The organism is Streptomyces sp. NPDC004327 (genome assembly GCF_042873935.1).
In the GTDB taxonomy this organism is placed as follows: domain Bacteria; phylum Actinomycetota; class Actinomycetes; order Streptomycetales; family Streptomycetaceae; genus Streptomyces.
On the sequence record NZ_JBIAME010000006.1, the window covers coordinates 392,978 to 419,397 of the forward strand.

General features: G+C 71.2%; 25 protein-coding genes, 1 tRNA gene and 1 pseudogene. 12 read left to right on the forward strand and 15 right to left on the reverse strand.

All coding sequences use genetic code 11. The annotated features are described in order from the left end of the window. Positions 1-68 precede the first annotated feature (68 nt). Entirely contained in the window at positions 69-530 is a 462-nt protein-coding gene (locus tag ACFYU9_RS22525; RefSeq protein WP_389210836.1) for a MarR family winged helix-turn-helix transcriptional regulator, read from the forward strand. Positions 531-532: 2 nt separating this feature from the next. On the opposite strand, the gene ACFYU9_RS22530 is transcribed toward ACFYU9_RS22525, so the two are convergent. The 3 genes from ACFYU9_RS22530 to ACFYU9_RS22540 all read right to left on the reverse strand — a co-directional run bounded on the left by ACFYU9_RS22530 (position 533) and on the right by ACFYU9_RS22540 (position 3,483). Further along, positions 533-1,168 (reverse strand): response regulator, encoded by a 636-nt coding sequence (locus ACFYU9_RS22530; protein WP_389210834.1) that lies wholly within the window; start codon positions 1,166-1,168, stop codon positions 533-535. Between the two features lie 120 nt (positions 1,169-1,288). Beyond that, a complete protein-coding gene (locus ACFYU9_RS22535; RefSeq protein ID WP_389210832.1) occupies positions 1,289-3,154 on the reverse strand; it encodes a sensor histidine kinase in 1,866 nt (621 codons plus the stop codon). Between the two features lie 242 nt (positions 3,155-3,396). Then, positions 3,397-3,483: transfer RNA gene (locus tag ACFYU9_RS22540), tRNA-Leu, on the reverse strand. Positions 3,484-3,918: 435 nt separating this feature from the next. Here ACFYU9_RS22540 and ACFYU9_RS22545 point away from each other — a divergent pair. The 6 genes from ACFYU9_RS22545 (at position 3,919) to pknB (ending at position 12,285) form a co-directional block, all read left to right on the forward strand. After that, on the forward strand, positions 3,919-4,770 hold the full coding sequence (locus ACFYU9_RS22545) for an FhaA domain-containing protein (RefSeq protein WP_389345807.1): 852 nt from the start codon (positions 3,919-3,921) through the stop codon (positions 4,768-4,770). Positions 4,771-4,780: 10 nt separating this feature from the next. Next, a complete protein-coding gene (locus ACFYU9_RS22550; RefSeq protein WP_389210828.1) occupies positions 4,781-5,308 on the forward strand; it encodes an FHA domain-containing protein in 528 nt (175 codons plus the stop codon). A 203-nt stretch (positions 5,309-5,511) separates the two neighbouring features. Beyond that, positions 5,512-7,005, forward strand: a complete 1,494-nt coding sequence (locus ACFYU9_RS22555; protein ID WP_389210826.1) for a Stp1/IreP family PP2C-type Ser/Thr phosphatase — start codon at positions 5,512-5,514, stop codon at positions 7,003-7,005. A gap of 28 nt (positions 7,006-7,033) precedes the next feature. Next, positions 7,034-8,476: an FtsW/RodA/SpoVE family cell cycle protein gene (locus tag ACFYU9_RS22560; RefSeq protein ID WP_389210824.1), complete on the forward strand. Its 1,443-nt coding sequence runs from the start codon at positions 7,034-7,036 to the stop codon at positions 8,474-8,476. Further along, positions 8,473-9,936 (forward strand): penicillin-binding transpeptidase domain-containing protein, encoded by a 1,464-nt coding sequence (locus tag ACFYU9_RS22565; RefSeq protein WP_389210823.1) that lies wholly within the window; start codon positions 8,473-8,475, stop codon positions 9,934-9,936. Before ACFYU9_RS22560 ends, ACFYU9_RS22565 begins: the two co-directional genes overlap by 4 nt. A 372-nt stretch (positions 9,937-10,308) precedes the next feature. Beyond that, positions 10,309-12,285 (forward strand): Stk1 family PASTA domain-containing Ser/Thr kinase, encoded by a 1,977-nt coding sequence (pknB, locus tag ACFYU9_RS22570; protein WP_389210821.1) that lies wholly within the window; start codon positions 10,309-10,311, stop codon positions 12,283-12,285. 77 nt (positions 12,286-12,362) lie between these two features. Here the strand turns inward: pknB and ACFYU9_RS22575 are convergent, their stop codons facing one another. From ACFYU9_RS22575 to ACFYU9_RS22600, 6 genes are all read right to left on the reverse strand, one after another. Beyond that, complete coding sequence (locus ACFYU9_RS22575) at positions 12,363-13,040, reverse strand: class E sortase (RefSeq protein ID WP_389210819.1); 678 nt, start codon at positions 13,038-13,040, stop codon at positions 12,363-12,365. Positions 13,041-13,077: 37 nt separating this feature from the next. Next, the gene (locus tag ACFYU9_RS22580) at positions 13,078-14,436 is read right to left on the reverse strand and encodes a class E sortase (protein WP_389345808.1); all 1,359 of its coding nucleotides are present in this window, start codon (positions 14,434-14,436) and stop codon (positions 13,078-13,080) included. Then, positions 14,433-15,071: an aminodeoxychorismate/anthranilate synthase component II gene (locus tag ACFYU9_RS22585; RefSeq protein ID WP_389345809.1), complete on the reverse strand. Its 639-nt coding sequence runs from the start codon at positions 15,069-15,071 to the stop codon at positions 14,433-14,435. The genes ACFYU9_RS22580 and ACFYU9_RS22585 overlap by 4 nt, the downstream gene beginning before the upstream one ends. Further along, the gene (locus ACFYU9_RS22590) at positions 15,068-15,229 is read right to left on the reverse strand and encodes a hypothetical protein (protein WP_030493741.1); all 162 of its coding nucleotides are present in this window, start codon (positions 15,227-15,229) and stop codon (positions 15,068-15,070) included. Before ACFYU9_RS22590 ends, ACFYU9_RS22585 begins: the two co-directional genes overlap by 4 nt. A gap of 96 nt (positions 15,230-15,325) precedes the next feature. Beyond that, the gene (locus ACFYU9_RS22595; RefSeq protein WP_389345810.1) at positions 15,326-16,015 is read right to left on the reverse strand and encodes a class E sortase; all 690 of its coding nucleotides are present in this window, start codon (positions 16,013-16,015) and stop codon (positions 15,326-15,328) included. A 20-nt stretch (positions 16,016-16,035) separates the two neighbouring features. Then, positions 16,036-16,803, reverse strand: a complete 768-nt coding sequence (locus tag ACFYU9_RS22600; protein ID WP_389210810.1) for a DUF881 domain-containing protein — start codon at positions 16,801-16,803, stop codon at positions 16,036-16,038. Between the two features lie 152 nt (positions 16,804-16,955). Between ACFYU9_RS22600 and crgA the strand changes: the two genes are divergently transcribed. Then, entirely contained in the window at positions 16,956-17,213 is a 258-nt protein-coding gene (crgA, locus tag ACFYU9_RS22605; protein WP_389210809.1) for a cell division protein CrgA, read from the forward strand. Between the two features lie 291 nt (positions 17,214-17,504). On the opposite strand, the gene ACFYU9_RS22610 is transcribed toward crgA, so the two are convergent. Both ACFYU9_RS22610 and ACFYU9_RS22615 read right to left on the reverse strand, forming a co-directional pair. Further along, positions 17,505-18,386 (reverse strand): rhomboid family intramembrane serine protease, encoded by an 882-nt coding sequence (locus ACFYU9_RS22610; RefSeq protein WP_389345811.1) that lies wholly within the window; start codon positions 18,384-18,386, stop codon positions 17,505-17,507. Positions 18,387-18,525: 139 nt separating this feature from the next. Then, positions 18,526-19,053, reverse strand: a complete 528-nt coding sequence (locus ACFYU9_RS22615) for a peptidylprolyl isomerase (RefSeq protein ID WP_389210805.1) — start codon at positions 19,051-19,053, stop codon at positions 18,526-18,528. A gap of 150 nt (positions 19,054-19,203) precedes the next feature. Between ACFYU9_RS22615 and ACFYU9_RS22620 the strand changes: the two genes are divergently transcribed. Beyond that, on the forward strand, positions 19,204-19,938 hold the full coding sequence (locus ACFYU9_RS22620) for a DUF5324 family protein (RefSeq protein WP_389210803.1): 735 nt from the start codon (positions 19,204-19,206) through the stop codon (positions 19,936-19,938). Between the two features lie 74 nt (positions 19,939-20,012). Here ACFYU9_RS22620 and ACFYU9_RS22625 read toward each other — a convergent pair whose 3' ends face one another. The 4 genes from ACFYU9_RS22625 to htpX form a co-directional block, all read right to left on the reverse strand. Continuing rightward, positions 20,013-20,480 (reverse strand): DUF6344 domain-containing protein, encoded by a 468-nt coding sequence (locus tag ACFYU9_RS22625; RefSeq protein WP_389345812.1) that lies wholly within the window; start codon positions 20,478-20,480, stop codon positions 20,013-20,015. Positions 20,481-20,580: 100 nt separating this feature from the next. Next, entirely contained in the window at positions 20,581-21,942 is a 1,362-nt protein-coding gene (locus ACFYU9_RS22630) for an MFS transporter (RefSeq protein WP_389345813.1), read from the reverse strand. 68 nt (positions 21,943-22,010) lie between these two features. Then, complete coding sequence (locus ACFYU9_RS22635; RefSeq protein ID WP_389210798.1) at positions 22,011-22,649, reverse strand: hypothetical protein; 639 nt, start codon at positions 22,647-22,649, stop codon at positions 22,011-22,013. A 12-nt stretch (positions 22,650-22,661) separates the two neighbouring features. Continuing rightward, complete coding sequence (gene htpX / locus ACFYU9_RS22640; protein ID WP_389210796.1) at positions 22,662-23,573, reverse strand: zinc metalloprotease HtpX; 912 nt, start codon at positions 23,571-23,573, stop codon at positions 22,662-22,664. A 171-nt stretch (positions 23,574-23,744) separates the two neighbouring features. On the opposite strand from htpX, the gene ACFYU9_RS22645 reads away from it, so the two are divergent. The 3 genes and pseudogenes from ACFYU9_RS22645 to ACFYU9_RS22655 all read left to right on the forward strand — a co-directional run. Further along, a complete protein-coding gene (locus tag ACFYU9_RS22645) occupies positions 23,745-24,965 on the forward strand; it encodes an NAD(P)/FAD-dependent oxidoreductase (RefSeq protein ID WP_389345814.1) in 1,221 nt (406 codons plus the stop codon). A gap of 35 nt (positions 24,966-25,000) precedes the next feature. Next, a complete protein-coding gene (locus ACFYU9_RS22650; protein WP_389345815.1) occupies positions 25,001-25,975 on the forward strand; it encodes an RNA polymerase sigma-70 factor in 975 nt (324 codons plus the stop codon). Positions 25,976-25,998: 23 nt separating this feature from the next. After that, positions 25,999-26,400, forward strand: a pseudogene (locus ACFYU9_RS22655) (hypothetical protein); the annotation flags it as partial. Positions 26,401-26,420: the final 20 nt, after the last annotated feature.

The window sequence follows — 26,420 nt, forward strand, 5'->3', positions numbered from 1 at the left end:
TTGGCTTTTACAACTACACAACCGTTGTACTATACAACTGACAGCATGGGCAGCACCAAGGAGCCACCATGAGCGGCGGCGCGCGGGAGAACTCCCTCGACACCATCCAGCGGGAACTGACGGCCTTCGCCCGCCGTGCCCGGGCCGCCGCGGCCCGGCTCCATCCGGAGCTGCCGCTGGTCTCGTACACGCTGCTGGCCCATATCGACGACCAGAAGGGCTGCCGGGCCACGGATCTGGCGGCCCACTACCTGCTCGACAAGTCGACGGTCAGCCGGCAGCTCGCGACGCTGGAGAAACTCGGGCTCGTCGAGCGGCGGCCCGACCCGGACGACCACCGGGTCCAGGTGCTGCACCCGACCGAGGCGGGCACCCAGGTCCTCGCCTCGACGCAGGCCAGCCGGCTCGCCGCGTACGAGGAGCGCCTCAAGGACTGGTCGGCCGAGGACCTGGCCGCCTTCGCCGGCTATCTGCTGCGCTACAACGAGGCCGGCGACGCCGGCCTCCCCCGCGCCGGCACCCAGGCATAGGTCTACAGCCCGGCGTCCCGGGCGAGCAGCGCCGCCTGCACCCGGTTCTCGCAGCCCAGCTTGGCCAGGATCCGGCTCACGTACGTCTTCACCGTGGCCTCGCTCATGTGCAGCCGCCGTCCCGCGTCGGCGTTGGACAGGCCCTCCCCGAGCAGCGCGAGCACCTCGCGCTCGCGCTCGCTGAGCGCCGTCAGCCGGCCCCGCGCCTCCTCGGCGCGGGCCGCCTCGCGGCCCGAGGCGAGCCGTTCGACCACATGCCGGGTGGCGGCCGGCGACAGATAGGCGTCGCCCGCGGCGGCGGCCCGCACGGCGCGGATCAGCTCGGCCGGGGCGGTGTCCTTGAGCAGGAACCCGGCACCGCCGTGCTCCAGGGCCCGCAGCACGTTCTCCCGCTCGCCGAAGGTGGTCAGCACGATCACGCGCGTCGCCGGCGCCGCCCGGCGCAGCTCCGGCAGCGCCGACAGGCCGTCGAGGACGGGCATCTGGATGTCGAGCAGCAGCACGTCCGCCGCGTGCGCGCGCGCCAGGTCGACGGCCTCCCGGCCGTTCACGGCCTCCGCGACGACCTCGATCTCCTGGTCCGAGGTGAGGATCATCCGGATCCCCGCCCTGATCAGAGGCTCGTCATCGGCGATCACGACCCTGATTCGCTGCCCTGCCCCAGCCACAGCCACTCCCCACCGGCTACCGGTACGCCCGGCCGCGCCCCGCGCCCGGCCGCGGCGGCGGCCACTGGCCGCGCCCCCCACCGGTCCGCGCTAGCGCACCACGTCGTACGACTTCTTCTCGATCAGCTTGCCGTCCTTGAAGCAGAACCGGAAAACCGGCTCCTTCTCCACGTCGTCGTTGACCTCCGCGCTCATCAGCACCAGGCACGTGGATCCCGCGGGCTCCTTGGGGCCCTTGCCGTGCAGGCCGGTGGTGGCGATGGTGTCCCCCGAAGGAAGGCTGTCGCGGACCTCCTGCTCGTTCTGCCCGATCGTGACCGAGTCGTACTGGCCCTGGTCGATCATTCCGTCGCTCATCGCGTTCTTCACGCCGAAGAACAGGGCGAAGCCCGCCGCCACGATCAGCAGGACCACGACGACAGCCGCTATCCCGCAGCCGATCGCGATCCCGGCCCCCGTGCTCCGACCCCTGCCCGCCTGCATCGCCATCGCCAGCTCCCGCTCGCTCACCGTCCAGTCGGACGGTCCGACTGCGACCCGGCCACGATGGCCGCGCAGGGGCCCCTTCATCTGCTGCCGGAAGTCGTCGGCCGCATCGACGAAAGGCGCGGCGGAAGGCACGGCGTACGGGTTGTCGGACGGCGCCGCGTACGGGTTGTCGTCGGGGACGGCGAACGGATCCACGTACGGCGCGGCCTCCACCGCCCCGTACGGCAGCACGCCGGCGACCCGGAAGCCGCCGCCGTCCGCCGGGCCGGCGTGGATGATGCCGCCGACCAGCCGGGCCCGTTCGTGCAGTCCGGTCAGGCCCTGGCCGCCGCTGACGACTCCGACGGGCGGCTCGGCCGGGTCCTCGTTGAAGACCTCGACGATGAACGCGTCCGGCTCGTAGCGGACCTCGACGGAGATCGTGGCGCCCGGCGCGTACTTGTACGCGTTCGTCAGGCCTTCCTGCACGATCCGGTAGGCGGCGTGGTCGACGGCGGGCGCGAGCGCGCGGGCGTCGCCGTGCCGGGTCAGGCTGATCGCGGTCCCGGCGTGCCGGGCGGCCGTCACGAGCCCCTCGATGCCCGCGGTGCCGCGCGCGGCCCTGCCCGTCTCGTCGCCGGGCGGCAGGACGGGGACGCCCAGGCCGTCGTCGGGGGCCGCCACGCCGTCGCGCAGGATGCCGACGACCTCCCGCAGTTCGTGCATGGCGTCCACCGAGGCGTTGCGCAGCACCGCGACGGCCTGCCGCTGGCGGTCGGTCAGGTCCCGGTCCACCTCCAGGGCGCCGGTGTGCACGGAGATCAGCGCCAGCTGGTGGCCGAGGCTGTCGTGCATGTCCTGGGCGATGCGCTGCCGCTCCCGCATCCTGGCCTGCCCGACGAGCATCGCCCGCTCGCGCAGCAGTTGCACGTTGCGCTCCTGCAGGGCGTGGAGCAGGGTCCGGCGCTGGGTCCAGTAGCGGTGGGCGAGACCGGGTGCCAGCGTCGTACCGAGGAAGTACAGCGTGGAGAGGAACGACACCGTCAGCATCGTGCGTTGGTCCCACGCTTCGAGGAGGGTGCCCACGATGTTCACCGCGTACGCGGTGGAGAACGCGGCGAGCGCCCTGCCGGCGCCCGCGATGTAGCGGCCGGCCGACCAGCCGATGAGGATCAGCAGCGCCATGAAGCCCGGTATGAACGGTGCGAGGAGTGACGTGACGACCAGCACACTCGCGGGCAGCCGGCGCCGCACCAGCGACAGCACGGCGGAGGCCACCGCGACCGCGGCGGTCTTCCAGCCCTCTCCGCCGAGCATCTCCTGCGTACCGGCGGCGAGCAGCGCCATGACGACCGCGAGCACCAGCTCGCCGGCGGTCCTGCGCCGCGACCAGTGCCCGGGCACCACGAACCAGTGCCACGCGGCGGCCGGCCACGACCTGACGGTCCGGATGTTCACGACGTCCCGGATCTTCGTACGAGCTTCCACGCCCGAACGATAGGCAACTGCCCGGTCCCTGCGCGTTCCTCTTTCGTCGCTCCCCGGGCCGACGAAGGTCGATGCCGGACGACGACGAAAGACGGACGTCGGACGTCGGACGGGAGCCCCTCCGCTGAAGAACGAAGACCGAGGAGAAGAAGACAAGAAGACAGGAGGCAGAGGACAGAGGCAGAGACCCGGAGACGACAACGCGGAAGCCCCGTAGGTCTGAGACCTACGGGGCTTCCGTCTGGTGCGCGAGGGGGGAGTTGAACCCCCACGCCCTTTCGGGCACTGGAACCTGAATCCAGCGCGTCTGCCTATTCCGCCACCCGCGCATTGGGTGGTCTCCCGGCTCCCTCACCTTTTCGGTTCGTTTGCCTGGCGACATCTGAAGATTAGCACGTCGCGGGCCGTGGATTCACATCCGTTGTTTCGACCCCGCCCCGACCGACCAAGGAGAGAGGGGGAACGAGGAGGAACGAGGAGGAACGCCGCAGGAGAGCGCGGCGGGAGAGCTCCGCGGGGAGCGCGGCAGCGGACGCGGCGGGAGAAGAGGGTGAGACAGGTGACGCATGGGGCCCTCCTGCTTCGGCGCCCGGTGCGGGACACTGTCCACAGGCCGCCTCTACGATCCGTGGGGAAAGCCCGGCGGAAGGTCTGTGAGAGGTGACACTCGTCCACAGGGCAGAGAAGGGGAACCAGCCGATTTCCCGACGCGTGGATACGATCAGTAAGCAGTACCAGGACGACAACGACGGAGGAGGTGCCCCATGGGAGTCATGAAGCGGTTCGAGCAGCGACTCGAAGGTCTGGTGAACGGCACCTTCGCCAAGGTGTTCAAGTCCGAGGTCCAGCCCGTCGAGATCGCCGGCGCGCTCCAGCGCGAGTGCGACAACAACGCGACGATCTGGAACCGCGAGCGGACCGTCGTCCCCAACGACTTCATCGTGGAGCTGAGCGCGCCGGACTACGAGCGCCTCAGCCCCTACTCGGGTCAGCTCGGCGACGAGCTCGCCGGCCTGGTCAGGGACTACGCCAAGCAGCAGCGGTACACCTTCATGGGACCGATCAAGGTCCACCTGGAGAAGGCCGACGACCTCGACACCGGTCTGTACCGGGTGCGCAGCCGTACGCTCGCGTCGAGTTCGTCACAGCCGCAGCCGCCCGCCGGCCAGTCCCCGCACCCCGGTCAGGGACACGGCCAGGGCCACCCGCAGCCGCCCCGCGGCGGCTACGGCTACCCGCCGGCCGGCGCCCCGCCGATGCCCGCGGGGCCGCCGCCCGGCGCCCCGGCCATGCCCGCGCACCGTCCGTCCGCGCCCACTTCGGGCGGCGGCGGCCAGGTGCGTCGCTGGATCGAGATCAACGGCAACCGCCACCAGATCTCTCGTCCGACCCTGGTCCTCGGCCGCAGCACCGACGCGGACGTGAGGATCGACGATCCCGGCGTCTCGCGCCGGCACTGCGAGATCCGGACCGGCACGCCCTCGACGATCCAGGATCTCGGGTCCACCAACGGCATCGTGGTGGACGGGCAGCACACCACCCGCGCTACGCTCCGCGACGGCTCGCGGATCGTCGTGGGCAGCACCACCATCGTTTACCGGCAAGCCGAAGGGTGAAGCGGGGGCAATGTCAGAGCTGACCCTGACGGTCATGCGGCTGGGTTTCCTGGCCGTTCTGTGGCTGTTCGTCATCGTGGCCGTCCAGGTCATCCGTAGTGACCTGTTCGGCACGCGGGTCACCCAGCGCGGTTCCCGCCGTGCCGAGGCGCGCCCCCAGCAGGGCGGGCGCCAGGCCGCGCCCCCGCAGCAGCGAGGCGGCCAGCCGGCCGCCGCGCCGGCGGCCGGGCGGCAGCGCCGCGGCGCGCCGACCAAGCTGGTCGTCTCCGAGGGCACCCTCACCGGCACGACGGTCGCCCTGCAGGGCCAGACCATCACGCTGGGCCGGGCCCATGACTCGACGATCGTGCTGGACGACGACTACGCGTCCAGCCGGCACGCCAGGATCTATCCGGACCGGGACGGTCAGTGGATCGTCGAGGACCTCGGGTCCACCAACGGCACGTATCTCGACCGGACCCGCCTCACCACGGCCACGCCGATTCCGCTGGGCGCGCCGATCCGCATCGGCAAGACCGTCATCGAGCTTCGGAAGTAGTGCTACATCATGAGTGAGCGCGAGCGGAGCGAGCGCGCCGGGACGGTTCCCACGACGGGCCGCCCCGGGGACCGCGCGGCAGCCCGGGCAGCGGGCCCGGGCGGGTACGGGCTCCCGACCGGAGCGACCGGAGCGACCGGAGGGTGGGCAGTGTGGCTCGAGACCGGCGGCACCCCCAGGCTGCGCCGACAGGGCAGGTGGGCATGAGTCTTTCACTGCGTTTCGCCGCGGGCTCGCACAAGGGCATGATCCGCGAGGGCAACGAGGACTCCGGCTACGCCGGTCCCCGGCTGCTCGCGATCGCCGACGGCATGGGCGGCCAGGCCGCAGGTGAGGTCGCCTCGTCCGAGGTGATCTCCACCCTGGTGACGCTCGACGACGACGTCCCCGGCTCCGACATCCTCACCTCGCTGGGTACGGCGGTGCAGCGCGCCAACGACCAGCTGCGGATGATGGTCGAGGAGGACCCGCAGCTGGAGGGCATGGGCACCACGCTCACCGCCCTGCTGTGGACCGGCCAGCGCCTCGGTCTCGTCCACGTCGGCGACTCCCGCGCCTATCTGCTGCGCGACGGCGTGCTCACGCAGATCACGCAGGACCACACCTGGGTGCAGCGGCTCGTCGACGAGGGCCGGATCACCGAGGAGGAGGCGACGACCCATCCGCAGCGTTCGCTGCTGATGCGGGCGCTCGGCAGCGGCGACCACGTCGAGCCGGACCTCTCCATCCGCGAGGTGCGGGCCGGCGACCGCTATCTGGTCTGTTCCGACGGTCTGTCGGGTGTCGTCTCGCACCAGACGCTGGAGGAGACCCTCGCCAGCTACCAGGGCCCGCAGGAGACCGTGCAGGAGCTGATCCAGCTCGCGCTGCGCGGCGGCGGCCCGGACAACATCACGGTGATCATCGCCGACGTCCTCGACGTCGACGGCGGCGACACCCTCGCCGGCCACATCAGCGACACCCCGGTGATCGTGGGCGCGGTCGCCGAGAACCAGCCGCAGCTGCACGACGGCGGCGCCATGCACACGCCCGCGGGCCGCGCCTCCGGCCTCGGCCGGCCGGCCCCGCACCAGCAGCCGCCGGCCGGCAGCTTCGGCCCGCCCGGCAGCGGCGAGGAGCACGGCTACGGGTACGGCGGGATGCCGCCTCAGGGCTCCTTCGACGCGTACACGGACGACGACTTCGTCAAGCCGCGCTCGGCCGGCCGGAAGTGGCTGAAGCGCTCCTTCTTCCTCGTGCTCGCCCTCGCCGTCGTCGGCGGCGGCCTGTACGGCGGGTACCGCTGGACGCAGACGCAGTACTTCGTGGGCTCGAAGGACGGGCACGTGGCGCTGTACCGGGGCATCAGCCAGGACCTGGCCTGGGTGAAGCTCTCGGAGGTCGAGACCGACCACCCCGAGATCGAACTCAAGTACCTGCCGGCGTACCAGCGCAAGCAGGTCGAGGACACCATCGCGGGCGGCAGCCTCGACAAGGCGCAGACGAAGATCGCCGAGCTGGGGCTGCAGGCGTCCGCCTGCAGGAAGACCGAACAGCGGCACAAGGCCGCCGCGGAGGCCGCGGACAAGGCGAGCAACCCGCCGCCGACCGAAGGCGCCGCCTCGCCGAACAAGAAGCCGACCACGGCCGCGCCGTCGCCCGGACCGACCCTGTCCGCGGAGGAGCAGAAGCTGGCCTCGAACTGCGGCAAGCAGTAAGCAGACCCGTAGGGGGCCTTTCACCACCATGAGCGTTGTCACCAACACGACCACCATCGGCGCCATCGAGGCGCCGAGCCGTCGCAACACCGAGCTGGCGCTGCTCGCGTTCGCCGTCGCCATCCCGGTGTTCGCGTACCTGAACGTCGGTCTGGCGATCGACGGCAAGGTGCCGCCGGGCATGCTCGGGTACGGGGCCGGCCTCACGCTGCTCGCGGGCGTCGCGCATCTCGTGGTGCGCAAGTGGGCGCCGTACGCGGACCCGCTGCTGCTGCCGCTGGCGACGCTGCTGAACGGGCTTGGCCTGGTGCTGATCTGGCGCCTCGACCAGTCGCCGCGCATCATCGCCCGGTCGATGGCGCAGTTCAACAGCTTCAGCCCGGACGCGCCGAAGCAGATGCTGTACTCGGCGATCGGCGTCGCCATGTTCGTGGGCGTGCTGCTGGTCCTGAAGGACCACCGCGTGCTACAGCGCTACACGTACATCTCGATGGCCGCGGCCCTCGTCCTGCTGCTGCTGCCGCTGGTGCCGGGCCTCGGCTCGGACGTCTTCGGCGCCAAGATCTGGATCCACATCGGCGGCTTCTCCATCCAGCCCGGTGAGTTCGCCAAGCTGGTCCTGGCCGTGTTCTTCTCCGGCTATCTGATGGTGAAGCGGGACGCGCTGGCGCTGGCCAGCCGCCGGTTCATGGGGCTCTACCTGCCCCGTGGCCGTGACCTGGGCCCGATCCTGACGATCTGGGCGATCAGCCTGCTCATCCTGGTCTTCGAGAACGACCTCGGTACGTCGCTGCTGTTCTTCGGCATGTTCGTGATCATGCTGTACGTGGCGACGGAGCGGACCAGCTGGGTCGTCATGGGTCTGCTGATGTCGACGGCTGGCGCGGTCGTCGTCGGCTCGACCGCCTCCCACGTCCAGTCCCGTGTGGCCGCGTGGCTCGACCCGTTCGAGTGCCTGAAGACGGCGCCCGAGGGCTCCAACATGGCCATGGCCTGCGACCAGATGACGCAGGTGCTGATGTCGTTCGGCTCCGGCGGCATCCTCGGCACCGGTCTCGGCCAGGGCAACTCGGACCTGGTCGGCTTCGCCGCCAACTCCGACTTCATCTTCGCCACGGTCGGCGAGGAGCTGGGCCTGGCCGGCGTCATGGTCTTCCTGCTGCTGTACGGCCTGATCATCGAGCGCGGTGTGCGCACCGCCCTCGCGGCCCGCGACCCGTTCGGCAAGCTCCTCGCGATGGGCATGTCCGGCGCGTTCGCGCTGCAGGTCTTCGTCGTCGCCGGCGGTGTGATGGGCCTGATCCCGCTGACCGGTATGACGATGCCGTTCCTCGCCTACGGTGGCTCGTCCGTGATCGCCAACTGGGCGCTGATCGGCATCCTCATCCGTATCAGCGACACGGCGCGCCGTCCCGCGCCCTCCCCCGCCCCGAACCCCGACGCCGAGATGACGCAGGTGGTCCGTCCGTGAACAAGCCGCTGCGCCGAGTCGCGATCTTCTGCGGCCTGCTGGTCCTCGCCCTGCTGCTGCGGGACAACTGGCTGCAGTTCGCCCGCGCCGAAGAGCTCAACGCCAACCCGAAGAACAAGCGGGTGACGATCGAGCGCTACGCGAGCAAGCGCGGGAACATCATCGTCGACGGCAAGCCGATCACCGGCTCCGTCGATTCCGGTGACACGTTCTACCGGTACAAGCGGACGTACGTCGACGGCCCCATGTGGGCGCCGGTGACGGGGTACGCGTCGCAGGCGTTCGACGCCAGCCAGATCGAGAAGCTCGAGGACGGCGTCCTCACCGGCAACGACGACCGGCTGTTCTTCGACCGCACGCTCGCGATGTTCACGGGCGAGGAGAAGAAGGGTGGCAACGTCGTCACCACTCTGAACGGGGCCGCCCAGAAGGCCGCGTTCAAGGGCCTCGGCTCGAAGACGGGCGCCGTCGTGGCGATCGAGCCGTCGACGGGCAAGATCCTGGCGCTCGCCTCCACGCCGTCGTACGACCCGGGCTCCTTCGCCGGCTACCACAACAAGGACTCCGCGGCGTGGAACGCGCTGGAGAAGGACAAGAACAAGCCGAAGCTGAACCGCGCGCTGCGTGAGATCTACCCGCCCGGCTCCGTCTTCAAGGTCGTCACGGCCGCGGCGGCGCTGGAGAGCGGCAAGATCAGCGACATCAACGCGCCGACGGACACTCCCGAGGGCTGGAAGATCCCGCTCTCGACGGTGCCGATGAAGAACCACGCCACCGGCTGCGCCAACGCCAGCATCAACGAGGCGCTGCGGATCTCCTGCAACTCGGTCTTCGCCAAGCTCGGTGCCGACGTCGGCCGCGACAAGATGGTCGACATGGCGCAGAAGTTCGGCTTCAACTCCGAGCAGTTCGTGCCCGTCCGCGCCGTCGCGTCCGTCTACGACAAGAACGCCGACGCCGGTGGCAACGCGCTCTCCTCGATCGGCCAGTTCAACACCGCGACGACGCCGCTGCAGATGGCGATGGTGACGGCCGCGATCGCCAACGACGGCAAGCTGATGAAGCCGTACATGATCGACGAGCTGCGGGCGCCGAACCTCGACGTCATCAAGAAGACGGAGCCGGAGGAGCTCAGCCGCCCGGTCTCGCAGAAGACCGCGCAGCAGCTCCAGGCGATGATGGAGAACGTCGTCGAGAACGGCACCGGCCAGAACGCGGCCCTCGGCGGCGGCGTGAAGGTCGGCGGCAAGACCGGTACGGCGCAGCACGGCGAGAAGAACTCGAAGCGGCCGTACGCGTGGTTCATCTCGTACGCGAAGACCGACCAGGGTTCGCCGGTCGCGGTCGCCGTGATCGTCGAGGACTCGGAGGGCACCGACCGTGAGGACATCACCGGTGGTGGCCTGGCGGCGCCGATCGCGAAGGCCGTGATGAAGGCGGTGCTCAACAGCAAGAGCTGATCCTTCCGACCGGATGCCCACGGAATCCACGGGTTCCGTGGGCATCCGGTCCCACCGGTCCCACGGGCCCCACCGAAATCCGCGGAGACCCGCGGGAGCTCGCCGGGGAAGCGGCCGGAAAACGGTTCGATCCCATCGAACCGGGCGGAACCGTGACCGATGCCACGCCCTCGGCCGGGACCCCGCCCGCGACCTGGGAAGGGACCGTTCCGGAAGGGCTCCGGGCCGCTCGGGGCCGTGTACCGGTCGGGTATCAGGTGGCGGTCGACGGGCGAACGGCCTCGCCGCGGCCGGTAGCGTATGCGCGAACAGCACACACCGCCGGACCACCCATGGGTGCGGTCGGGACAGTCGGAGAGGGCTGGAGAAGCTATGGAAGAGCCGCGTCGCCTCGGCGGCCGGTACGAGCTGGGCTCGGTGCTCGGCCGTGGTGGCATGGCCGAGGTGTACCTCGCGCACGACACCCGGCTCGGCCGCACCGTCGCCGTGAAGACGCTGCGGGCCGACCTCGCCCGTGACCCGTCCTTCCAGGCCCGGTTCCGCCGTGAGGCCCAGTCGGCCGCCTCCCTGAACCACCCCGCGATCGTCGCCGTGTACGACACCGGCGAGGACTACGTGGACGAGGTCTCCATCCCGTACATCGTGATGGAGTACGTCGACGGGTCCACCCTGCGGGAACTGCTGCACTCCGGGCGCAAGCTGCTGCCCGAGCGCACGCTGGAGATGACCGTCGGCATCCTGCAGGCGCTGGAGTACTCGCACCGCGCCGGGATCGTGCACCGCGACATCAAGCCGGCGAACGTCATGCTGACCCGCACCGGCCAGGTCAAGGTCATGGACTTCGGCATCGCGCGCGCCATGGGCGACTCGGGCATGACGATGACGCAGACCGCCGCGGTGATCGGCACGGCCCAGTACCTCTCCCCGGAGCAGGCCAAGGGCGAGCAGGTCGACGCCCGCTCCGACCTGTACTCCACCGGCTGCCTGCTCTACGAGCTGCTGACCGTGCGGCCGCCGTTCGTCGGCGACTCGCCGGTCGCCGTCGCGTACCAGCACGTGCGCGAGGAGCCGCAGCCGCCGAGCGTCTACGACCCCGAGATCACGCCCGAGATGGACGCCATCGTCCTGAAGGCGCTGGTCAAGGACCCCGACTACCGCTACCAGTCCGCCGACGAGATGCGCGCGGACATCGAGGCGTGCCTGGACGGCCAGCCGGTCGCGGCGACCGCCGCGATGGGCGCGGTCGGCTACGGCGCCGGCTACGGCGGCTACCCGCCGCCGGACCAGCCGACGACGGCGCTGCGCCAGGCCGATCCGGCGGGCGCGCAGACCTCGATGCTGCCGCCGATGAACCCGGACGACGGCGGCTACGGCTACGACGACCGCTCGGGCGGCCGCCGCCAGAACCGCCAGAAGAAGTCGAACACGTCGACGATACTGCTGGCCGTCGCCGGCCTCCTGGTGCTCATCGGCGCGATCTTCATCGGCGTCTCGCTGACCTCCGGCAACGACAACGCGAACCAGGTGCCCGTGCCGCTGCTGGTCGGCAAGTCGCTCAAGGAGGCCCAGGGCCTGGCGACGAACTCGCAGGTGAAGGTCGAGCAGAACGGCAGCCAGCGCTGCGACCAGCCCAAGGGCGCGATCTGCAGCCAGAACCCGGTGTTCGCGCAGGACGCCAAGATGAACGTCGGTGACACGATCACCGTCGTCGTCTCGGAGGGCGCTCCGCAGATCGAGGTCCCGGACGTCACGGACAAGTTCCAGGACAAGGCCGAGGAGCTGCTCAAGGAGAAGGGCTTCCAGGTCTCCATCGAGGAGGAGGAGTCCGACCAGGAGCCGGGCCGGGTGCTGAAGCAGAGCCCTGACGGCGGTTCCAAGGCGGAGAAGAACTCCAAAGTCACGATCACCGTGGCGAAGAAGCAGAAGTCCAACCTGCCGGACGTCACCACCCGCAGCTACGACGTGGCCGTCCAGCAGCTCCAGACGCTCGGCTTCACCAACATCGCCCGGCAGGACGTCGACTCGGACCAGCCCGCGGGCACCGTCATCGACCAGACCCCCAAGGGCAACACGGGCCAGGCGAAGGACGTCCAGATCACGCTGAAGGTCTCCAAGGGCCCGCAGCAGCAGACGGGGCAGCCCGTCCCGCCGATCACCGGCATGACCCTCGACCAGGCCCGCGCCACGCTCGCCGCCTTCGGCTACCAGCTCGGCAGCGTCGACGGCCCCAACAGCGGCGACGCGAAGGTCAAGGAGCAGGACCCGCAGCCCGGCACGCAGGGCCAGCCGAACCAGGCGGTCAACGTGAAGACGGAGAAGAGCGGCGGCAACGGCTGGTTCGGCCAGTAAGCCCCTCTCCTCCCGCTCATGGAGCGAGCCCCGGCATCCGTGGATGCCGGGGCTCGCTCCATTGGTCGAGGACGGGGTCAGCGCAGCTCCGCCGGCGGCGTGCGGGCCGCGTCGACCTTCTGGGTGCGGACCAGTTCGCCCCACACGATGTAGCGGTAGTCCGAGGTGTACATCGGGGTGCAGGTCGTCAGGGTGATGTAGCGGCCCGGCCGGGTCTTGCCGGACTCCTCCGGGACGGCCTTGAGGACGTCCACGTTGTACTTGGTGGTCTCCGGGAGGATCTTGTAGACCTTGTAGACGTACCAGGTGTCCTTGGTCTCGAAGACGATCGGATCGCCGTTCCTCAGCTTGTGGATGTTGTGGAACTTGGCGCCGTGGCCGTCGCGGTGCGCGGCGAGCGTGAAGTTGCCCTGCTTGTCCTGCGGGAGGCCGGCCTTGATCGGGTCGGTGTAGTAGCCGGCGACACCGCCGTTGAGGACGTCGCTGCCGGTGCCCTTCTTCACGAGGACCTCGCCGTTGGCCATGGCGGGCACGTGCAGGAAGCCGATGCCGTCCTTGGTGTCGAGCGCGCCGGGGCCGGCGGCGGCCCAGTGGTCGCGGACCTGACTGCCTTCCTTGTCGGCGGCGCGGTCGGCGACGACGTTGGTCCACCACAGCGAGTAGACGACGAAGAGGCCGAGCACCAGGCCCGCGGTGATGAGGAGTTCACCGAAGACGCTGATGATCCCGGCGATCCGGTTGCGCGCACGTGCCACTGCGTCGTCCCGTCCTGAGTGACCTGAGTGTGAGGTGTCAGCCTGTGAGCGCGGCCGGTTTCCCCTTGCTGCGCGGGCGTTCCTCGACCATCTTGCCCCACACGATCATGCGGTAGGTGCTCGTGAACTCGGGGGTGCAGGTGGTCAGGGTGATGTAGCGGCCGGGGCCCTTGAAGCCGGACTGCTTCGGTACGGGGGCGATGACCGTGACGTTCGACGGCGGGGTCTGCGGCAGGATGCTCGCCATCTCGTACGTGTAGTAGGCGTCGCGGGTCTCGACGACGATCGGGTCGCCGGGCTGCAGCCGGTTGATGTAACGGAACGGCTCGCCATGGGTGTTGCGGTGGCCGGCGACCGCGAAGTTGCCCTGCTTGTCGGCGGGCATGGCGGTCTTGAGTCTGCCCTCGCCGTAGTGGCCGACCATGCCCTTGTCGAGGACCTCGGTCTTGCTGGTGCCCTCGGCGATGGGGACGACGACGTCCAGCTTGGGGATGTACATGATGGCGAAGCCCTTGCCGGGCTCGAAGGCGCCCGGCTGGCCGCCGCCCTGGTCGAAGGAGTTCTCGATCTGCTGCTTGGCCTCGTCGCTCTGCTGCCCGGCGCGGACGTTCGTCCACCACAACTGGTAGGTGACGAACAGGAGCATGACGACGCCGAAGGTGATGAAGAGCTCGCCGACGCCGCGGCTGAGGACGACGCCGAAGGAATCCTTGGCGGCGCGGGCCGCTCGCCGCGCCTCGACGCGGGAGAGCGGCCGGGCGGGCTGCTCGGCGGGTGCGGTGGCGGCGGGCGCCGGTCCGGCGGCGCCGCGGCCCTTGCGCCGGGCGGCGCGGCGGCGCTCGGCCCGTCCGGGCCCGGGCAGCGGCTCGGAGACCGGGCCGGCGGTCCGCGCGGAGGGCTCGTCGAGCTCGGACTCGGGCTCGGGTTCGGGCTCCGGCTCGTCCGGCGTCTTGTACGCGCCGGTCTCGTACGGGCGGGCCTCGTAGGCCGGGTTCTCGTAAGCCCGGGTCTCGTAGGCGGGCTCGTCCGGCGTCTCGTACGCGCGGGTCTCGTACGCGGGCTCGTACGGCTCCTCGTAGGCCGGTGCGTACGGGGCCGCGTGCGACGGCTCGTACGGCGCCTCGTGCGACCGCTCGTAGGGCGGCTCGTACGGCTGCGGGGTCTCGTACCCGTAGGCGCTGCTGTGCTCGTACGGGGCCTGGGAGGCCTCCTGGGGCGCCTGGGGCCGCTCAGGGGCCCCGTAGCCGCTCTGGCCGGGTATCGGCCCGTAGACGGGGCCTTCCGCCTCGTACGGCGGCTGTGGTGGCCTCGGCTGCTGTGCGGGGCCGGGCTCGCCGTCCGGTCCGGGCGAGGGCGTCGCCCGGAACCACGGCGACCCGGGCGACCCGGGCGTCACGCGACGGCCTTGCCCACCACCGGCGCGAGCCCCGCGGACCGCGCGACCGCTCCCTTGTCGCCGCACTCCACCAGCCAGTTGGCGAGCATCAGGTGGCCGTGCTCGGTGAGCACCGACTCGGGGTGGAACTGCACGCCTTCGACGGGCAGTTCACGGTGGCGCAGCCCCATGATGATGCCGTCCTCGGTGCGCGCGGTGACCTCCAGCTCGGCCGGGAGCGCGGTGGGCTCGGCGGCCAGCGAGTGGTAGCGGGTCGCGGTGAACGGCGAGGGCAGGCCCGCGAAGACGCCCTTGCCCTCGTGCGTGACCGGCGACGTCTTGCCGTGCAGCAGCTCGGGCGCGCGGTCGACGATCCCGCCGTACGCGACGGCCATCGACTGCATGCCGAGGCAGACGCCGAAGACCGGCACGCCGGTCGCCGCGCAGTGGCGCACCATGTCGATGCAGACGCCGGCCTGCTCGGGCGCGCCGGGACCGGGCGACAGGAGCACGCCGTCGAAGCCGTCCTGGGCGTGGGAGAGCTCCACCTCGTCGTTGCGGAGCACTTCGCACTCGGCACCGAGCTGGTAGAGGTACTGAACGAGGTTGAAGACGAAGCTGTCGTAGTTGTCGACGACGAGAATTCGCGCGCTCACTGGCCGTCCACCGTCACATCGTTGAACGGAAGCAGCGGCTCCGCCCAGGGGAACACGTACTGGAAGAGGACGTAGACGACCGCGAGGACCAGCACGACCGAGATCAGCGCCTTCACCCAGGCGTTGCCCGGCAGATGCCGCCAGATCCATCCGTACATGACGTCCGCAGCCCCTTCCGTTCGTTACGGGGACCAGAGTACGGGTCGCGGCGGTGCGCAGGGGTCAGCTGTCCGAACCTGTGGACAACCCGGAACCTAGGGTCGGTCGAGAGCCTGCGGACGGCCGGCCGTCACCGGCTGGGTGGCGTCCAGGTGCCCCCAGACGATCAGCCGGTGGCTGCTGCCCCACTCCGGGTCGCAGGTGGTGAGGGTGAGATAGCGGCCGGGACCGTGGAAGCCGGACTTGCGCGGTACGGGGTCGATGACGGCGACGTCGGTGGGGACGGTCCGGTAGGGCGCGCGGTCGATCCGGTAGGTGAACCAGGTGGTGCCGTCGGTGAGGACGACGGCGTCGCCGGGGCGCAGCCGGGGGAAGTCCTTGAAGGGGTCGCCGTAGGTGCGGCGGTGGCCGGCGACGGAGAAGTTGCCGGTGGCGCCGAGGCGGGCGGTGCCGGCGTAGTGGCCGAGGCCCTTCTTCAGGACGCCGGTGCCGGTGCCCTGAAGGACGGGCCACTCCCAGTCGTCGCCGAGCCGGGGCACGTACATGACGGCGATGCCCCGGCCCGCCGCGTAGGGGCGCCGGGCGGGCGGGGCGGGCGCGGGGTCGGGGTCGGGGTCGGCGGGGGCGGCCACCCATTCCCGCTGGAGGGTGTCGAGCTGTCCGGCGACGGCGCCGTCGGCCTGGATCCCGGTCCAGTACATGACGTACGCGACGAAGAGCACGATCAGGGCGCCGGCGGTGATGCACAGCTCGCTGAGGGTCCGTACGACCAGTCGAACCGTCACCGCATCCGGCTCCCCCCGGCTCAGCCCACGGGCTTCGCGTAGTGGAGGTCCACTGTGCCCGAGTAGCCGGGAAGAGTCACCGCCTTGTGCTCGTCGACTTTCCAGCCGAGGCCGTACGCCTTCACGTAGAGCCGGTAGTTCTGGATCGCGGGGGAGTCGGCGAGGGCCTTGTTCAGCTTGTCGCGGTCACCGACGGCGGTGATCTTGTAGGGCGGCGAGTAGACGCGGCCCTGGAGGATCAGGGTGTTGCCGACGCAGCGCACGGCGCTGGTGGAGATGAGCCGCTGGTCCATGACCTTGATGCCCTTGGCGCCGCCCTGCCACAGGGCGTTGACGACGGCCTGGAGGTCCTGCTGGTGGATGACGAGGTCGTTGGCCTGCGGCTCGGGGTAGCCGGGGGCGGCCTGGGCGTTCGGCGGGGCGTCGTTGAGGGTGACGCTGAGGCCGGGGCCGGAGGTCTCGGTGGTGCCGGCGGCGGTCTCCAGGGCGCGCAGGCGGGCGTCCTGGGCCCGGGTGGAGCCGTCGTCGCGGGCGGCGAGGGCGTCGACCTGGTGGCGCAGGCCGGCGGCGTTCTCGTCGAGCACGGCGTTCTTGTGGCTGCGCTCCTCGATCAGGTCGGAGAGCCGCAGCAGCGAGGCGTCGGTGCGCAGGTTGGTGCCCTTGGCCGCGAGGAAGCTGGTCACGAAGATCAGTCCGGCGAGGGCGAAGACGGCAGCGGTCAGCACCCGGACCGGTCGCCACCTGAGGCTTCGGCCCGGCCCTGCGGGAGTGTCGGCGGAATTGCTCAACGTACCCTGATCCCCTTCAGTGCCGTGGAACCACTACGCTAACGGACGCCCGGGGGACCAAGCGGTTCGCTGCGTCACGTCCCGCGCCCGTCCGTCCCGGCCAGCCACAGTTCCCTGCGCGGTCACGCAGCGCATCGACAGGAGAGTCCCTCGTGCCGAAGTCACGGATCCGCAAGAAGGCCGACTACACGCCGCCGCCCGCGACGAAGCAGGCCGCGTCCATCAAGCTGACGAACCGCAGCTGGGTGGCGCCGGTGATGCTGGCGATGTTCGCCATCGGACTGGTGTGGATCGTGGTCTTCTACGTCACCGACGGCACGCTGCCGGTCAAGGCCATCAACAACTGGAACATCGTGGTGGGCTTCGGTTTCATCGCGGCCGGGTTCGGCGTCTCCACGCAGTGGAAGTGACGCGCGCGACCGTCGCGTAAAGCTCTGCCCTGAGTTATCCACAGCGTTGTGCACAGCACTGGATAACTTACGAAGATCTGTGGATAACTCGCACCAGGTTGACGCCGGTACGACCGCGAGATCACCGGTCGAACTCATTCACGCACCTGCCTCGCCCTCCACTTCTGACGGATAACACCTGGTCAGAGGTGGAGGGCTTGGTCATGCCCAGATCAGCGTGACCTGATCGGCACACACTGTGGATAACTCTGGGGAAAGCTTTCCCGGAAGCTCGTCCACAGCCCTCCCCGCTCAGGTGAGCGCAGCGGTCCGGGCCAGCACGATCCCCAGGTCGATCAGCAGCACCAGCGCGCAGACCCCGTACTGCACGAGGTCCCGCCTGACCCGCGGCGCGTGCACCATCGCGTACGTCACCAGAGCGCCCGCCACCAGACCGCCGATGTGCGCCTGCCAGGAGACCCCGGGCCGGGCGAAGGTGAAGACGAGCGAGATCGCCACGAAGAGGAAGACCGGCCGCATGTCGTAGCGCCGGCGCCGGGCCAGCACCACCCAGGAGCCGATCAGGCCGTAGACGATCCCGGAGGCGCCGAGCGACGCCTGGTTCGGGGCGTCGAGGAGATAGACGAGCGCGGAGCCGGAGAGCCCGGAGAGCAGGCACAGGACGGCGTAGCGGAAGCGGCCGAGCTCCGGCTCGACGATCCCGCCGATCACCCACAGGCCGATCATGTTGAAGACGAAGTGCGGCACCTCCTGGTGCAGGAAGGCCGAGGTGATCAGCCGGTACCACTCGCCGTCCGCGACGCCGACGACCTCGCCGAGCGCCGGGTTGTAGGCGTAGCCGATCATGACCAGCTCGTCCACGAAGCGGTTCCCGGCCGCCTGCGCCGCGATGAAGAGCGCCAGGTTGACCGCGATGAGGATCTTGGTGACGAGCCGCCCGTCCGCCGTCACCCGGCCGCCCGCGATCGTCCGCGGCTGGTTGGCGTACGGCGCGTGGCCCGTACCGGAGCCGTTCCTGACGCAGTCCGGGCACTGGAAGCCGACGGCCGCCGGAACCATGCACTCCGGGCAGATCGGCCTGTCGCAGCGGGTGCAGCGGATGCCGGTCTCGCGGTCCGGGTGGCGATAACAGTGCATCAGGTCCTCCGAGGGCGGTTCGGCGGGGCAGCACATCGCCCCGCCCTCCATACGGACGGGCGGGGCGCAAAGTTTCCCGTATGCGGGACGGCGCTCAGCGGCCGCGGCTCAGCAGCGTGCCTCGGTGGGCGCGGCTCAGCAGCGTGCCTCGGCGGCGTGCCTCAGCGGCAGGGGCTCAGCGGCTCTCGATGACGACGGTCTCCAGGACCACGTCCTCGACCGGGCGCTCCGTGCGCGGGTTGGTCTCGGCGGCGGCGATCGCGTCCACGACCTTCCTGCTCTCCGCGCCGACGACCTCGCCGAAGATCGTGTGCTTGCGGTTCAGCCAGGTCGTCGCGCCGACCGTGATGAAGAACTGCGAGCCGTTGGTGCCCGGGCCGGCGTTGGCCATCGCGAGCAGGTAGGGCTTGTCGAAGAAGAGCTCGGGGTGGAACTCGTCGGCGAACTCGTAGCCGGGGCCGCCCGTGCCGTTGCCCAGCGGGTCGCCGCCCTGGATCATGAAGCCCTTGATCACCCGGTGGAAGACCGTGCCGTCGTAGAGCGGGGCCGTGGACTTCGCGCCGCTCGCCGGGTCGGTCCACTCGCGCTCACCGCGGGCGAGTTCGACGAAGTTGCGGACCGTCTTCGGGGCGTGGAACGGCAGCAGCCGAATCTCGATGTCCCCCTGGCTGGTCCTCAGAGTCGCGTACAGCTGCTCGGCCACGTTCCGCCTTCCTCCACCACTTCACGTCCGTCCGCATCCTCGCATGCCCCGGATGCCCGCCCCGCATGCCGGGCGGCGGACGGACAGGCATGATTCCGAAAAGGATGGAAAGGTGAAAACCCGACATCGCCACCGAGGAGGAGGAAGCCCGTGACCCGCATGGAGAGCGTGCGCGCCGCGACAGGTTCGGCGAAGGAGAGCGTCCTGCACGCCGCGGACGTGGTGGCGCCGTACGCCGGCACGGCCAAGGACCAGGCCGTTCAGTACGCGCAGGTGACCGCGCAGTACGCGCAGGAGGCGCGTGACAGGCTCGCACCCAAAGTCTCGAAGGCGGCGTCGCAGGCCCGCACTCAGGCCCGTCTGCAGTACGACGCGCATGTCGCACCACATGTGCCGCCGCGGGTCGACGAGGCCGCGCAACGCGCCGCGGCCGTGACCCGCAAGGCCGCCCGTCAGGCGACCGACTACACCGTTCCGCGTGTCGAGCACGCGGTCGCAGCGACCGGTCCCGTCCTCGAGGAGCTCTACGAGGAGGCCGGGTCGCGTTCGGCTGCCGCCTGGGCCGCGCTCCGCGGGCAGGTGACGCCGAAGGACGTCCGGAAGATCATGAGGAAGCGTGAGCGCCGGGCCAGGGCCGGACGCGTCGCCAAGGGTCTGGTGATCCTCGGCGTGGTGGTCGGCGGCGCTTTCGTCGCCTGGAAGTGGTGGGACAAGCAGGCCAACCCCGACTGGCTGGTCGAGCCGCCCGCGCCCACCGAGGTGGACGAGCGGAACCCGCGGTCGTCGGTCGACGACGACGCGTCCCTCGATCCCGAGGTGGAGGCCAAGGAGGCCAAGGAGGCCGGGGCGGAAGGGCCCTCGGACCGCGGCGAGGACCGGCGCTGAGCCGGTGCCGCTGTCGCTGGGTCACGCCGCCGGATCACGGGCCGGCAGGGCGCGGCGGAGCGTTCCGCCACGCCCTACGCGGCCGCGGAGCCGGCGGCCGTACGAGCGGTCGGGGCGAGGGCGGTGGAACCGGAGGCGGTAGAAGCGAGGGCGGTCGGACCGGAGGCGGTCGAGCCGCCGGCCGCGGCCAGGGCCAGGCCCGTCAGGTCGCCGTCGGCACCGTCGGCACCGTCGGTGAGCGCGTCCGAGCGCAGGTGGCGGACGGCGGGAGAGGAACCGTGCGCCTCGGCACCGATGCGCTGCTTCATCGTGGGCGGCAGGGCGCGGCCCTGGGCGCGGCGCCATTCATGGGAGCGCTGCGCGGGTACGGGGACGGCGGGGCGCGCGGCGGCGGTCGCGGCGGCACCGGTGAGCGCCGGCTCCTCGCCCTGCGTGAGCGCGGGCTGGGCGGCGGCGGCGGCCGGGGTGGCGAGGCCGAGGGAGGCGAGAAGGGCGAAGAGGACGGAGACGAAGGCGGTCCAGCACTGCTTGGCGGCGGCCATGACCCCTCACTTTCTTTCGTGGTCCGATGTGGGCGTTCCGAGAGTTCCGGGTGTTCTCGGATGGTTCATTTCGGATTGCGCGCTTTTCGTACAGTCCTCATCATGAGGAAGCGCGACCGGAATGCCCCGGAACGACGCCGTCGCCGTGCAGTTCTTCGGATGAACACCACCCGTCCGGCTCAGTACGGCTTGCGGCGCGCGACTGCGCCCACCGCACCGCGGGGCCCGTGGCCAGCGCCGCCACCAGGAAGATCCCGCCCAGGACCAGCCAGCCCACCGCGCCCTGCCCGATGAGCAGCGTGGTGACGAGCAGCGGGCCGAGCGTCCTCGCGACCGGCACGCCCGTGCCGTAGAAGCCCTGGTACTGGCCGATCCGGTCGGCCGGGGCGAGCCCGAGGCCGATCTGCCAGGAGCCCGCCGAGTGCCGCATCTCGGCGACGACCTGCAGGACCGCGCCCAGCACGAGCACCGCGACGACCGTCCGGGTCCCGAGGCCGGCCGCCGCCGTCACCGCGAACACCGCGCACGACACCAGCATCACGAAGCCGGAGCCGCGCACCGCCCGTACCGCCTCCGGCAGCCCGGTCACCGAGCGCGCGGCACGGACCTGGAAGAGCATCACCGCGCCCGTGTTGAGGACGAAGAGGGCCGAGACCGTCCAGCCGGGCGCCGTCGTGCGCTCCGCGATCCACAGCGGCAGGGCGAGGCTGAGCAGCGGCAGCCGGAGCAGCAGGGCCGCGTTGAGAAGGGTGAGCAGGGCGTACGGGCGGTCCCGCAGCACCACGAGCCGCGGCCCGGACCCGGACCCGGACCCCGACCCCGATGCGGACGATGCGGATCCCGACCCCGACCCCGACCCCGACCCCGACCCCGACCCCGACGAGGATGCGGCCGCGGCCGCCGTCCCCGGCACCGGCGGCAGGCCGCGCAGCAGTGCGGCGCAGAGCAGGAAGCCGAGCGCGTCGAGGGCGAAGACGGCGAGGTAGGCGGAGCGGGTGCCCTCGCTCAGGGCGAGGCCGCCGAGCGCGGCGCCGACGGCGAGTCCGGCGTTGAGCACGGCCTGGAGCCTGGCCATCGTCGCGACCCGGTCGGCCGGTTCGACCAGTCCGGCGAGCAGGGCCTGGCGGGCGGCGGCGAGGCCGCTCTGCGCGGTGGCGTAGGCGACGGCGGCGAGCAGGAAGGGCACGAAGGAGCGGATGAGCAGGAAGGAGGCGACGGCCGCCGAGGTCGTCAGGGCGAGCAGGACGGCGCTGCCGCGCGGTCCGCGCCGGTCGGCGAGGTGCCCGAGCGGAACGCCGGCGAGCGAGCCGACGCCCCAGGCGACGGCGAGGCCGGCGCCGATCTGCGGGGCGGACAGGCCGATGATCTTGGAGAAGTAGAGCGCCGAGGTGGTGTAGAAGGCTCCGTCGCCGACGGAGTTGCTGAGCTGGGCCAGGAGCAGCGCCCGGTGAGTCTTCGCCATGGACACGACTTTATGGCTCAGTGGCCCACCGTTCCTGGTCCATTAAGCCCTTGGATCACTGGGCCACTTCAGGTGCCGCCGAGCCCCGGCGCGCCCCACACCGGGAACCACCGCTCCAGCTCCGGCTCCATCGCCAGATCGCCCGCGAGCAGCCCTCTGACCTGGAGTTCCAGCGTGTTGTCACGGCTCTCGGAACCGTCCGCGCGGGGCGCGAAGGGATAGAAGGTGCCGCGCTTGTAGAGGTAGACGAGGGCCAGGTCGTGGCCGGCCTCCGGCGCCTGGAACGCGGTCAGCGAGCACAGCAGGTGCGGGCCGAAGCCGGCCTCCTCCAGGAGCGTGTTGACCGCGTGGAGGTCGTTGACCAGCGCGACGAGGTCGCCGGCCGGACGGTGGGCGGCGAGCCAGGTGTAGCCGTACGCGTCCCGGGTGAAGGTCACGGCGGCCCCGCCCCGGCCCCCGTCCGCGCCCGCGCCCGCGGCCGCTGCCGCGTCGACGTCGACGTCGACGTCGAGGAGCTCCCGCACCTCCTCCTTCAGCTGCGTGAACGCGCCTCCCTCCACGCCCGCGAAGCAGACCGACCCGGCGCCGGTCGGCACGTAGCCGGTGCCGGCCTGGAGGGTCAGCGCGGCCGCCGGCAGCGCGAACAGCCGGTCGAGGTCGGGCCGTACCGGCTTGCTGCGCCCGAGGATGCTGTCGAGCAGTCCCATCGGACCGCGCCCTCAGCCCTCGCCCAGCTGGGCCGAGATCCGGGCCAGCTGGTCGAGCCGCTGCTCCAGCGTGGGGTGGGTGGCGAGCAGCCGGCTCAGGCTCTCCTTCGAGGAGAAGGCCGGTGCGAACCAGAAGGCGTTGTACGGCTCCGCCTTGCGCAGGTCCTGGGTCGGGATCCGGGCCATCTGCCCGGTGACCTTGGTCAGCGCGGAGGCGAGCGCCGACGGCCGGCCGGTGAGCAGCGCGGCGGCCCGGTCGGCGGCGAGCTCGCGGTAGCGGGAGAGCACCCGGGTCAGCAGGAAGCTGATCACGTACACGAACCCGCTGACCACCGGGATGATGATCATCGCGATGGCCGTGTTGCTGTCCCGGCTGCGGCCGAGGCCGCTGTAGAGCGCGACGCGGGTCATCATCCCGGCGAGGACGCCGAGGAACGAGGCGATGGTCATCACGGCGACGTCGCGGTGCGCCACATGGGACATCTCATGGGCGAGGACGCCCTCCAGCTCCTCCGGCTCCAGGCGGCGCAGCAGCCCGGTCGTGACGCAGACCAGCGCGGTCTTCTCGCCTCGGCCGGTGGCGAAGGCGTTGGGCACGTCGCTGTCGGCGATCGCCACCTTGGGCTTCGGCATGTCGGCGAGCGCGCAGATGCGGTCCACCGTGCCGTGCAGCTCGGGCGCCTCCTCCCGGGTGACCTCGCGCGCGCCCATGCCCATGGCGGCGATCTTGTCGCTGAACCAGAACTGTGCGACGAACAGGCCGCCCGCGAGCAGCAGGATGATCGGCCAGGACCCGCGCAGCAGCACCATCAGGACGCCGACGAACACCACGTACAGGAGTCCGATCAGGAACATCGTCGTCGCCATGCGCGCCGAGAGCCCACGGTCCGGGGCGTAGCGCGACCCCGTTCGCGTTCTGGCCATCCGAGCACCCTCTTCCGAAGCTGCCCCCTTCTGCCAGTGTGCGCCCTCCTCCACCGCGGCGAGACGAACCCGGCCGAAGTGATCCGGGTCACAGGGTGTCACGCCGGGAGGGCCTCCGGTGTCTTGAGGCCGACCCCCCGGAAACGGGCCGGGAGACGGAGGAGACAGACCATGGACGACAGCGGGAACACCAGGCGGAACACCACCACCGAGGTGCTCGTGATCGGCGGCGGGTACGCGGGCGTCATGGCCGCCAACCGCCTCACCGGGCGCCCGGACGTGCACGTCACGCTCGTCAATCCACGCCCGCTCTTCGTCCCGCGGCTCCGGCTGCACCAGCTGGTGGCCGGGACGCACGAGGCGACCGTCCCGTACGCCGAGGTGCTCGCCGCCGGCGTACGGATCGTCGTCGACGACGTGACCCGGATCGACCCGGCCGGCCGGCGGGTCACGCTGTGGGGTGGCGGATCGCTCGGCTACGACTACCTGGTCTACGCGGTCGGCAGCCACGGCGCCGAGCCGCGCGTCCCCGGCGCCGCCGAGTTCGCCCACCGGATGGCCACCCTGGAGACGGCCCGGGAGCTGCGCGCGGCCCTGGACAGGGCGCCGGCCGAGGCCCCCGTGACGGTCGTCGGCGGCGGCCCGACCGGCATCGAGACGGCCGCCGAGCTGGCCGAGCGGGGACGGCCGGTGACGCTGGTGTGCGGCGGCGTGCTCGGCGCGTATCTGCACCCGAAGGCGCGGCGCTCGGCGGCCCGGCGGCTGGCCGCGCTCGGCGCGACGGTGCTCGACGGGCCCGGCACCGAGGTGACCGCCGTGCGGCAGGGCGCCGTCACCCTCGCCGACGGTCGCGAGGTGGCCGGTGCGGTCACCGTCTGGACGGCCGGCTTCGACGTGCCCGACCTGGCGAGCCTCAGCGGTCTGCGCACGGACGCGGCCGGCCGGCTGCTCACCGACGAGACGCTGACCAGCCTCGACGACGAACGGATCGTCGCCGCCGGAGACTCGGCCGCGCCGTCCGGCCTGCCGTTCCGGATGAGCGCGTACGTCGCGGGCTGCCTCGGCGCGCACGCCGCCGACACGGTGCTGCACCGGATCGCGGGCGAGCCGGCGGCGCCCGTCGACCTCTCGTTCAACGCGATGTGCGTGAGCCTCGGCCGGCGGGCCGCGGTCTTCCAGCTCGCGAACAGGGACGACACCGCGAAGCGGCTCTACGTCGGCGGCCGCGCGGGGGCCCGACTCAAGGAGATCTCCTGCGAGTTCAGCGTCAAGCACCTGGTCACCGAGGCCCGCAGGCCCGGTTCGCACCACTGGCCCAAGGGCCCGTACCGCCACGAACTCCTGCGCGGACGAAACGACATGGCGGATTCCGCCGCCGAGCGGGCACTCTGACCCGGCCGACCGCCCCCGAGGAAAAGGACCTTGCCGTGGACGCCGACCATCCCGACCCCGCAGTGCCCGATCTCCCCGCAGCGCCCGATCTTCCCGAAGCACCCGGTCTCCCCGAAGCCCCCGAAACCGCCGACCCGGCGACCGGGACCTTCGTCGCGCACCGCAACCTGCTCTTCACCGTCGCCTACGAGATGCTCGGCTCCGCCGCCGACGCCGAGGACGTGCTCCAGGAGACCTGGCTGCGCTGGGCCGGCGTCGACCACGGCCAGGTGCGCGACCCGCGCGCGTACCTGGTCCGCATCACCACCCGGCAGGCGCTCAACCGGCTGCGGACGGTCAAGCGGCGCCGGGAGGCGTACGTCGGGCAGTGGCTGCCGGAGCCGCTGCTCACCGCGCCCGACGTGGCCGAGGACGTCGAACTCGCCGAGAGCATGTCCATGGCCATGATGCTGGTCCTGGAGACGCTCACCCCCACCGAGCGGGCCGTGTTCGTGCTCCGCGAGGTCTTCGACGTCGGCTACGAGGACATCGCCGCGGCCGTCGGCAAGACGCCGGCGACCGTCCGGCAGATCGCCCACCGCGCCCGGCAGCACGTCGACGCCCGCCGCCCCCGCAAGACGGCCTCCGCGAGCGAGGCGTGGGCCGCCATGGAATCGTTCCGCCGCGCCATCGAGACCGGCGACCCGCAGGGCCTGCTCGACGTCCTCGCGCCCGAGGTCGTGCTGCTCGCCGACGGCGGCGGCCTGAAGAAGGCCGCGCTGCGCCCGGTCGTCGGCGCCGACAAGTTCGTCCGCTTCTACCTCGGCGGCTCCCGCCGGGCCGGCGCCGCGATCACCTGCGTACCGACCCTCGTCAACGGCAGCCCCGCGCTCGCCGTCCACCTCGACGGTGAACTCGACGGCGTGATGGCCCTGCGCGTCGAGGACGGCCGCATCAGCGGCATCTACTTCGTTCGCAACCCCGAGAAGCTCACCCGGGTCACCGCCGGGACCCCGCTCACCCTCCGCTGAACACCGGAAAGGACCGCACCACGATGACCGGAGACACCACGGCCGCAGACACCACGGCCCAGACGACGGCGGCCAAAACGACCGCGGCCGGAAGGACCAGGACCTTCGTCAAGGTCTCGGTCGCCCTGCAGACCCTGACCCTCTTCCTCCAGGCCACCACCGCCGGCCTGCTGCTCTCCACCTCCTACGGCGAGACGCTGCACGGCGTCGGAGCCCGGGTGATGTACGGGGCCACGATGCTCTACGTCCTCGCCGCGGTCCTCGCCTGGCGCCCGGGCGGCGGCTCGCCCCGGCCGGTCCTCTACTCGTCCGGCTTCCTGGTCCTCGCCTCCGCCCAGGTCGTCCTCGGCATCGCGCACCAGCCCGCGCTGCACGTCCCGCTCGGCGTGCTGATGTTCGGCCTCAGCGTCCTCGACCTCGGCCGGGTCCTGACCGCGAAAAACGC

Coding starts and splice junctions, on each gene's coding strand:
- ACFYU9_RS22630 (WP_389345813.1), bottom strand. CDS start 21,942: ATGGCGAAGACTCACCGGGCGCTGCTCCTGGCCCAGCTCAGCAACTCC.
- ACFYU9_RS22635 (WP_389210798.1), bottom strand. CDS start 22,649: ATGGGACTGCTCGACAGCATCCTCGGGCGCAGCAAGCCGGTACGGCCC.
- ACFYU9_RS22550 (WP_389210828.1), top strand. CDS start 4,781: ATGTCAGAGCTGACCCTGACGGTCATGCGGCTGGGTTTCCTGGCCGTT.
- ACFYU9_RS22525 (WP_389210836.1), top strand. CDS start 69: ATGAGCGGCGGCGCGCGGGAGAACTCCCTCGACACCATCCAGCGGGAA.
- ACFYU9_RS22555 (WP_389210826.1), top strand. CDS start 5,512: ATGAGTCTTTCACTGCGTTTCGCCGCGGGCTCGCACAAGGGCATGATC.
- htpX (WP_389210796.1), bottom strand. CDS start 23,573: ATGGCCAGAACGCGAACGGGGTCGCGCTACGCCCCGGACCGTGGGCTC.
- ACFYU9_RS22560 (WP_389210824.1), top strand. CDS start 7,034: ATGAGCGTTGTCACCAACACGACCACCATCGGCGCCATCGAGGCGCCG.
- pknB (WP_389210821.1), top strand. CDS start 10,309: ATGGAAGAGCCGCGTCGCCTCGGCGGCCGGTACGAGCTGGGCTCGGTG.
- ACFYU9_RS22590 (WP_030493741.1), bottom strand. CDS start 15,229: ATGTACGGATGGATCTGGCGGCATCTGCCGGGCAACGCCTGGGTGAAG.
- ACFYU9_RS22610 (WP_389345811.1), bottom strand. CDS start 18,386: ATGTGCTGCCCCGCCGAACCGCCCTCGGAGGACCTGATGCACTGTTAT.
- ACFYU9_RS22625 (WP_389345812.1), bottom strand. CDS start 20,480: ATGGCCGCCGCCAAGCAGTGCTGGACCGCCTTCGTCTCCGTCCTCTTC.
- ACFYU9_RS22545 (WP_389345807.1), top strand. CDS start 3,919: ATGGGAGTCATGAAGCGGTTCGAGCAGCGACTCGAAGGTCTGGTGAAC.
- ACFYU9_RS22645 (WP_389345814.1), top strand. CDS start 23,745: ATGGACGACAGCGGGAACACCAGGCGGAACACCACCACCGAGGTGCTC.